This is a genomic window from Pseudomonas sp. Pseusp3, assembly GCF_047304225.1.
GTDB classification, from domain to species: domain Bacteria; phylum Pseudomonadota; class Gammaproteobacteria; order Pseudomonadales; family Pseudomonadaceae; genus Aquipseudomonas; species Aquipseudomonas fluorescens_CD.
Genome location: NZ_JBGLYV010000174.1, coordinates 1 through 7,229, shown reverse-complemented (window position 1 = coordinate 7,229; position 7,229 = coordinate 1). Strand labels below are relative to the sequence as shown.

Sequence of the window (7,229 nt, the reverse complement as noted above, 5' to 3'; positions counted from 1 at the left end):
CTCCTGTGGGAGCGAGCTTGCTCGCTCCCACAGGAGGCCAGTAGATCGTGGCTTCTTTGTCGCAGCGAAAACGACAATCACTCGTCGAGTTCGATGACCTCGAATTTCACTTGATCCGGATAGAAAGCCATGTACTCCTGAATCTGCCTGACGGAGACCTTGGGATTCTCGTAGCTCCACACCGCGTTGGCGCCCTCATGACCCGGGACCTGCAAATTGAAATAACTGGCATCACCCTTGTACGGGCAATAACTGGTGTGATCAGTGCGGGCGAAATACTTCTCGTCGATGTCCTCTCGCGGCACGTAGTACACCGGCGGGTAATTGGCCTCCAGCAACACCAGCGCGCGCGAGGATGCGGCCACCTGGATTCCGTGGAACTTCACCAAAAGACAGCCGGGCTGCTCGGCGATGGTGATGACAGGACTAGGACCGGAGCTTTTCATGGAATACGTTCCTCATGACGGTGATGGACCTGCAAATCAATGTGGGAGCGTGACTTGCCCGCGATGGGCTGCGCAGCAACCCCAAAACCTGAGACCACGATTTATCAGGTATAACCCAAGTTTCACCCATGCAACTGCTTCGCAGCCGAACGGGAGCAAGGCAGTCGTCGCGACACACAAAACTGTACATCCATACAGATAAAGATTGCCCGATCGTCCATCAACCGCCATTCTGTGCACCTCTGGCACATAGATCGACGATGGTGGTTATGCGGCTGTACCTCTGTGAAAAACCTTCCCAGGCCAAAGACATTGCGGCGGTCCTCGGCGCTAAACGCCGGGGCGATGGCTGCTGGCTGGGAACAGACGTCACGGTGACCTGGTGCATCGGCCACCTGCTGGAAACCGCACCGCCGGATGCCTACGACGCACGCTACAAGCGCTGGGTGCTGGCCGACCTGCCGATCATTCCGGAAAAGTGGAAAATGACCGTCAAGCCGCGCACCGCCAGCCAGTACAAGGCGGTCAAGCGCCTGCTCGGTGAAGCTTCCGAACTGATCATTGCCACGGACGCCGACCGCGAGGGCGAGATGATCGCCCGGGAACTGGTGGAGCATTGCCGCTATCGCGGACCGATCCGCCGCCTCTGGTTGTCGGCGCTGGACGATGCGTCAATCCGCAAGGCCCTCGCGGCACTTAAACCGGGGAACGAAACCTTCAGCCTCTATCACTCGGCCCTGGGGCGTTCCCGGGCCGACTGGCTGATCGGCATGAACATGAGCCGGCTGTTCACCCTGCTGGGGCGCCAGTCCGGCTATCAAGGCGTGTTGCCGGTCGGCCGGGTGCAAACGCCGACCTTGCGCCTGGTGGTGGATCGCGATCGCAGCATCGCCGACTTTGTGCCCGTCCCCTATTGGGCCATCGATGTGCAGCTGCTGCACAATGGCACCGCGTTCACGGCGCAATGGCGCGCGGCATCCGCGGTTTGTGACGATCAGGACCGCTGCCTGAATCAGGCGCTGGCACAACAAGCGGCGGCCGCCATGAGTGGCGCGGCCAGTGCGCGGGTGATCAAGCTGCGCACCGAGCGGATGCGCGAAGTGGCCCCGCTGCCGTTCGATCTGGGCACCCTGCAGGAGGTCTGTTCGAAGAAGCTCGGCCTCGGCGCCCAGGAAACCCTGGACATCGCCCAGGCGCTGTACGAGACCTACAAAGTCATCACCTATCCGCGCAGTGATTGCGGCTACCTGCCCCTCAGTCAGCACAGCGAGGCACCGGCCATCCTGGCTGCATTGCGCCAGGCCGATCCGGCGTTGAACGCCTTGCACGATCACCTCGATCCGCAACGGCGCTCACGGGCCTGGAACGATGCCAAGGTCAGCGCTCACCACGGCATCATCCCCACCGCTGCGGCGAAGAACCTCGACAAGCTGGCGGGCAAGCAGCGTGCGGTCTACACCCTGATCCGCGCCCGCTATCTGGCGCAGTTCCTGCCCAATCACGAATACGACCGCACCCAGGCCGACTTCGATTGTGCCGGCGAAGCCCTGCGCGCAGTGGGCAAGCAGATCATCGAGCCGGGTTGGAAACGCGCCCTGCCCGAAGCGCTGGCGCCGGCCAGGGGCCGCGAAGCTCCCGCGCCGCAGACACTGCCCAACCTGGCCGAAGGCATCGATTGCGCAGTGGCCGGCGTGCAACTCAAGGACCTCTGGACGCAACCGCCGAAACCGTTCACGGAAGGCGACCTGATCAAGGCCATGAAGAATGTCGCCAAACTGGTGGAAGACCCGCTGCTCAAGCAAAAGCTCAAGGACACCACCGGCATCGGCACCGAAGCGACCCGCGCGTCGATCATCCAGGGCCTGCTCGACCGTGGTTATCTGGTCAAGAACGGCAAGGCCCTGGCCGCTACACCGGCCGCGTTCAGCCTGATCGACGCCGTGCCCCGGGCCATCGCCGATCCGGGCACCACGGCGATCTGGGAACAGGCCCTGGACATGGTGCAAAGCGGGGAAATGAGCCTGGAAGAGTTCGTCACCAAACAGGCGGCGTGGATGAGCAAACAGGTCAGTCGCTGCTCCGGGCTGAGCCTGACCATCAGCGGTCCACCGCCCGCCGGGCGCGCCGCAGCCCCATGGAAAAAGAAACGCAAGAGCACCCAGCGCAAGCCGGGCGGCACCCAACGCAGGGCAAAACCGGCCGGCAAAACTCAAACCTGACACAGAACCCTGTGGCGCCGGTCATAATCAACCCTGTCCCGTGATCTGTCAGGAGCCGCTTCACATGTCTTCGATAGAACTGCACGCCGCCCAGCGCGATGAGCTGGAAACCATCGAAAACCTGATGCAGTTCTATACCTACGATTTCAGCGAATGGTTACCGCTGAAACTGGGTGACTACGGTTTCTTCAACATCCAGCCGATGTCGGACTACTGGCGAAACCCGGCCACCCGCCCCTTCCTGATCAAGGTCGACGCAGAACTGGCCGGCTTCGTGACCGTGGATAACCAGACCCATCTACCCGGCGCCGAATACAACATCGGTTATCTGTTCGTCAGCCGACGCTTTCGTGGCCAGGGTGCCGCCCGGTTTGTCGTGTCCACCCTCTTGAGTCAATTCCCCGGTCAATGGCAGATTTTCCATATCGAGGCCAATCAGCCGGCACGGCTGTTCTGGGCAGCCGTCATGCCAGGGCTCGACATTGGCGGGCTCACCTTGCATCAGCAGGTGGTTGACCGCCATCCCTGCACTTTTTACCGCTTTCAGTGTCCGCCCCAGTCGCCCTGACCGGCACACACTCGACTCCCCGTGCTAATTCCCAACGGCTTTGTAGGACAATATGTAGTGACTAAAAATAATCACTACAAAACCGTTGACGCCTCCGATTTGCCCTTGCATGATGCAGACGTCTCCCCGATCGGGAGTACAGGCAACACGTTTGAGCAAGCTCGTCTGACCGCCGAGCTGTTTTTCCCGGATACACGCTGCCCACAAGGCAGATTGAAGAAGCTGACCTGGCCTGAACGTCCAGTACAAGGGCGAGAAGTCTTGGCGAGCAATCCTCATGAAGCTTGTGGTCGACCCTGAAAACGTCGGCAGTGGCCTTAAGGTTTTCGCCGCTTCTCTTCGTTGTGACGCTATTGCGTAGCAGTTATTCAACACGACTACATGCAACAGACGCAGGACCCCGCCCGATAAGGCGGTCGAACGCTGACGTCCTGGTTTCGGTGCCAGGGATCAACTAACCGATGGGCTACCTGTATTAGCGAATCAACTTTGAAAGATCACCAATTGGTCAAGGGGCTTTATGATGAATCTGAACAATCAACCAACTATCGATGAACTGGCTCGTATGTTCGCGGCAAAAAAAGACAGCCACGACAGCCATATTCTCTGGATCAGCAAGTGTGGCCAGGTGCATATCGACTGCCTGTCGCCGCACGCCCATGAAGCAGAGTTCGACCAGAACAACCAGAACCTGCTCGCCCGACTGAAGATGTACCGTCGCGGCCAGGGCTATGTCGGCAAGAAAGCCGCAGCCGACAAGGACTTCATCGGTAGTGTTCTGCAAACTCTGAAACAGGCCTGGGCCTCGATGCAGAATCAGAACGAAGTTCGGGTGATTGACCGGTTCTACTGATTGAAATGAGTCATTACTGACTTATAAATAAAAAGGCCTGCTCCCAAAAAGAGCAGGCCTTTTTTTCGTCCAGGACACGCCCTCTTGTAGGAGCTGGCTTGCCAGCGATAGTCGTTAACGATAACGCGTGTAACCCGGATAAAAGCGGCGCACTTGAGTCCATCGCCGGCAAGCCGGCTCCTACAGGGTTTAGTCGTCGTTAGGAAAAATCAGCCCCCAACACCAGATCCACAAACGCCAGTGACGCCGCACTGTGGTAGTTGTTCTTGCGCCGAAGCAACGCGGCCCCGCGCTCAGGTGCTGCGCCCAGCATCGACAGTTTGCGCAATGCCCGATCCTGCGTGGCGATGGGTTCCGGCAGGATGGTGGCGATGGAGGAATGCCGGATGACTTCCAGCAGCGTGTTGACCGAGTTCACTTCAATCGCCACTTTGGGCGTGATCTGCACCTGAGCGAAATACTCGTCGATGCACGTACGGGTGATGTAGTCCGGGGTCAGCAGCGCAAACTCAAGCTGAGCCACCTCTGCAGCAGACAACGGGTCCTGATGTTCGTAAAGCGGATGATCGCGCCCGACCATCAACCCCAGGGTTTCGGTAAAGGCCGGGATCGATTCGATGTCGGTGCTTCTCACCTGATCGAACGCAATCGCGATATCCAGCGAATCATCCGCCAGCCCGGCCTCTATCCCGTCCATCGACAACTCGAAAATCTCCAGGTGGATGTTCGGGTAACGCGCCACGTAGTCGCGCACCAGCGGCCCTACCAGATAGGCCATGAAGGTCGGCGTCATGGCTAGGCGCAAGGTCCCGCGGGACAAATCCTTCACGTCGTGCAACGCACGCTTGCCCGCTTCCAGCTCCACCAATACCCGCCGCGCGCATTCAATGTAAGCCTGGCCGGCATCGGTCGGCTTGACCGTGCGCGAGGTGCGGTCGAACAGGCTCACGCCCAGGGAGTCTTCCAGTTGGCGGATCTGCTGCGACAAGGTCGGCTGGGACACATGCAGCACTTCGGCAGCGCGCGTGAAACCACCGTGGTCGGCCACCGCCAGCAGGTAACGCAAATGTCGAAGCAACATGGGATTCTCCATCTATAGGCAGTACTTATGGCTAGCATTGTATATCGGTCTTGGACGCTATGGATGGATCGGCAGAAGATGGCCCCACACCCAAGCAACATCCCTTCCGATAGGAGAATCACCATGCAACAGTCCCATGCCTACAACGACCCAAGCCTGGCCCTGACCACTTCTGTCCTTGACGCCAAGGCGCGCAAAAACCTGTCGTGGCAGGACCTGGCCGACGGCACCGGATTGAGCCTGGCCTACGTCACCGCTGCCCTGCTCGGCCAACATCCGCTGCCGGAAAGCGCGGCCAAAGTAGTCGGCGACAAACTTGAACTGGACGCCGACGCCGTGGCCCGGCTGCAGATCATCCCGCTGCGCGGCAGCCTCTCGGGTGTGCCGACCGACCCGACCATCTACCGCTTCTACGAAATGATCCAGATCTACGGCACCACCCTCAAAGCCCTGGTTCATGAGCAGTTCGGCGACGGCATCATCAGCGCGATCAACTTCAAGCTCGACATGAAAAAAGTAGAAGACCCGGAAGGCGGCTCCCGCGCAGTCATCACCCTCGACGGCAAGTTCCTGCCCCTGCGTCCTTTCTAAGTTGATAGCGGCCCGCACGCCCCGTGCGGGCCGAACCCTGCCCAGCCATGAGGAAGCGATCATGCAAGCGCTCATCGACGGTTTCTTGAAGTTCCAGAAAGAAGCCTTTCCGCAACGCACCGACCTGTTCAAACACCTGGCCACCACCCAACATCCAGGCACGCTGTTCATCACCTGTTCCGACAGTCGTGTCGTGCCGGAACTGCTGACCCAGCAAGAGCCCGGTGAACTGTTCGTGATCCGTAACGCCGGCAACATCGTGCCGTCCTACAGCCCGCATCCGGGTGGTGTGTCGGCCACGGTCGAATATGCCGTCGCTGTGCTCGGCGTGACCGATATCGTGATTTGCGGCCATTCGGACTGCGGTGCCATGACGGCGGTGGCCAAGTGCAAATGCATGGACCACCTGCCCGCCGTCAGCGGCTGGCTGCAACACGCCGAGTCGGCGAAAGTGATCAACGAAGCCCGGCCACACGCCAGTGAAGCGGCCAAGGTCAGTTCGATGGTTCGGGAAAACGTCATCGCCCAACTGGCCAACATCCAGACACACCCGAGCGTGCGACTGGCCCAGGAAAAAGGCCTGTTGAACCTGCATGGCTGGGTGTACGACATCGAGACCGGTTCGATCGACGCGCTGGATGCCGACAGCCGAAGCTTCCTGTCGCTGGTCGAATACCCAGGCACTTGTGCCGTATCGGCCAAAGTGATCAAGGCCGCTTGATCAGCGCCGCCGATCGTTGAAGAAAGTGACCGCCCTTGCAGCGGTCACTGATTGTTCCGGCTCAGCGTTTGACGCCCAGGTCGATCTGGGTCATGCGGCTACGAATGGTGAACACACCATCACCCGAGAGAATCGCACTGCGAGCAAACAGGCGCCCGCTCTCCCAGTTCGAAAGACCCAGTTCCGGCTTGTTCAACGCGTACTGGCCGTCGACCCAACGGGTGATGCCATTGCCGACAAAAGGCGCGTTGACCGCGTTGTAGAAGTGCTCCTGCGCCTCTGCATTTTCACTGATCAACGACACCGTGAATTGCGGGCTGTAGCGGTTGAACAAGGCGATGGCGCTGTCCAGGTCGTCAACGATTTTCAGGCTGACTTCCGGGGTTTCCTCCCACTCCCATTCACGACCCAATTGAGCTTCCGGCAACGGTTCGGCCTGCGCCTCGGTCTGATAGCCTTCGGCGCGGTACACCTTGACCGTTGCCGCCAGCCAGTCTGGCGGCAGGTACGACTCGCAGCCTTCAACGATGTGCAGCTTGCAACCCTGGCCCCGTGCGGTGCCGGCCTGCTTGAGTGCATCGAGGAACAGCGGCACCAGTTCAGCGGCGCGGTCGCGGTGAATCAGGCAGACGTTCAGGGTGTTGCAGACCTTGCGGTCCAGGGAGTTGCGCACCACCGCGGCAAAGCGCTGGGCGTCGGCATCGGCATGGGCGATCAGCCAGGCGCCACCGGTGCCGTGCAGGCTGACCG

At 60.0% G+C, this 7,229-nt stretch carries 7 protein-coding genes and 1 pseudogene; 5 read left to right on the top strand and 3 right to left on the bottom strand.

Going from position 1 to position 7,229, the window contains the following annotated elements:
• Window positions 1-77: 77 nt before the first annotated feature.
• Window positions 78-446 carry a DUF427 domain-containing protein gene (locus tag ACCD00_RS29720; RefSeq protein ID WP_413428778.1) on the bottom strand — a complete coding sequence of 123 codons (369 nt, stop codon included), beginning with the start codon at window positions 444-446 and terminating at the stop codon, window positions 78-80.
• A gap of 269 nt (window positions 447-715) precedes the next feature.
• Here ACCD00_RS29720 and ACCD00_RS29715 point away from each other — a divergent pair, with 269 nt between their 5' ends.
• The 3 genes from ACCD00_RS29715 to ACCD00_RS29705 all read left to right on the top strand — a co-directional run bounded on the left by ACCD00_RS29715 (window position 716) and on the right by ACCD00_RS29705 (window position 4,086).
• Window positions 716-2,665 (top strand): DNA topoisomerase III, encoded by a 1,950-nt coding sequence (locus ACCD00_RS29715; protein ID WP_413428777.1) that lies wholly within the window; start codon window positions 716-718, stop codon window positions 2,663-2,665.
• A gap of 64 nt (window positions 2,666-2,729) precedes the next feature.
• Entirely contained in the window at window positions 2,730-3,233 is a 504-nt protein-coding gene (locus ACCD00_RS29710) for a GNAT family N-acetyltransferase (RefSeq protein WP_413428776.1), read from the top strand.
• A 523-nt stretch (window positions 3,234-3,756) separates the two neighbouring features.
• The gene (locus ACCD00_RS29705) at window positions 3,757-4,086 is read left to right on the top strand and encodes a hypothetical protein (RefSeq protein ID WP_413428775.1); all 330 of its coding nucleotides are present in this window, start codon (window positions 3,757-3,759) and stop codon (window positions 4,084-4,086) included.
• Window positions 4,087-4,285: 199 nt separating this feature from the next.
• Here ACCD00_RS29705 and cynR read toward each other — a convergent pair whose 3' ends face one another.
• A complete protein-coding gene (gene cynR / locus ACCD00_RS29700) occupies window positions 4,286-5,167 on the bottom strand; it encodes a transcriptional regulator CynR (protein WP_413428774.1) in 882 nt (293 codons plus the stop codon).
• 123 nt (window positions 5,168-5,290) lie between these two features.
• Here cynR and cynS point away from each other — a divergent pair, with 123 nt between their 5' ends.
• Both cynS and ACCD00_RS29690 read left to right on the top strand, forming a co-directional pair.
• Window positions 5,291-5,758 carry a cyanase gene (cynS, locus tag ACCD00_RS29695; RefSeq protein WP_007971791.1) on the top strand — a complete coding sequence of 156 codons (468 nt, stop codon included), beginning with the start codon at window positions 5,291-5,293 and terminating at the stop codon, window positions 5,756-5,758.
• A 61-nt stretch (window positions 5,759-5,819) separates the two neighbouring features.
• Complete coding sequence (locus tag ACCD00_RS29690) at window positions 5,820-6,479, top strand: carbonic anhydrase (RefSeq protein ID WP_413428773.1); 660 nt, start codon at window positions 5,820-5,822, stop codon at window positions 6,477-6,479.
• A gap of 61 nt (window positions 6,480-6,540) precedes the next feature.
• Here the strand turns inward: ACCD00_RS29690 and ACCD00_RS29685 are convergent.
• A pseudogene (locus ACCD00_RS29685) lies at window positions 6,541-7,229 on the bottom strand (glutamate-5-semialdehyde dehydrogenase); the annotation flags it as partial.

Coding starts and splice junctions, on each gene's coding strand:
- ACCD00_RS29690 (WP_413428773.1), top strand. CDS start 5,820: ATGCAAGCGCTCATCGACGGTTTCTTGAAGTTCCAGAAAGAAGCCTTT.
- ACCD00_RS29715 (WP_413428777.1), top strand. CDS start 716: ATGCGGCTGTACCTCTGTGAAAAACCTTCCCAGGCCAAAGACATTGCG.
- cynR (WP_413428774.1), bottom strand. CDS start 5,167: ATGTTGCTTCGACATTTGCGTTACCTGCTGGCGGTGGCCGACCACGGT.
- ACCD00_RS29720 (WP_413428778.1), bottom strand. CDS start 446: ATGAAAAGCTCCGGTCCTAGTCCTGTCATCACCATCGCCGAGCAGCCC.
- cynS (WP_007971791.1), top strand. CDS start 5,291: ATGCAACAGTCCCATGCCTACAACGACCCAAGCCTGGCCCTGACCACT.
- ACCD00_RS29705 (WP_413428775.1), top strand. CDS start 3,757: ATGAATCTGAACAATCAACCAACTATCGATGAACTGGCTCGTATGTTC.
- ACCD00_RS29710 (WP_413428776.1), top strand. CDS start 2,730: ATGTCTTCGATAGAACTGCACGCCGCCCAGCGCGATGAGCTGGAAACC.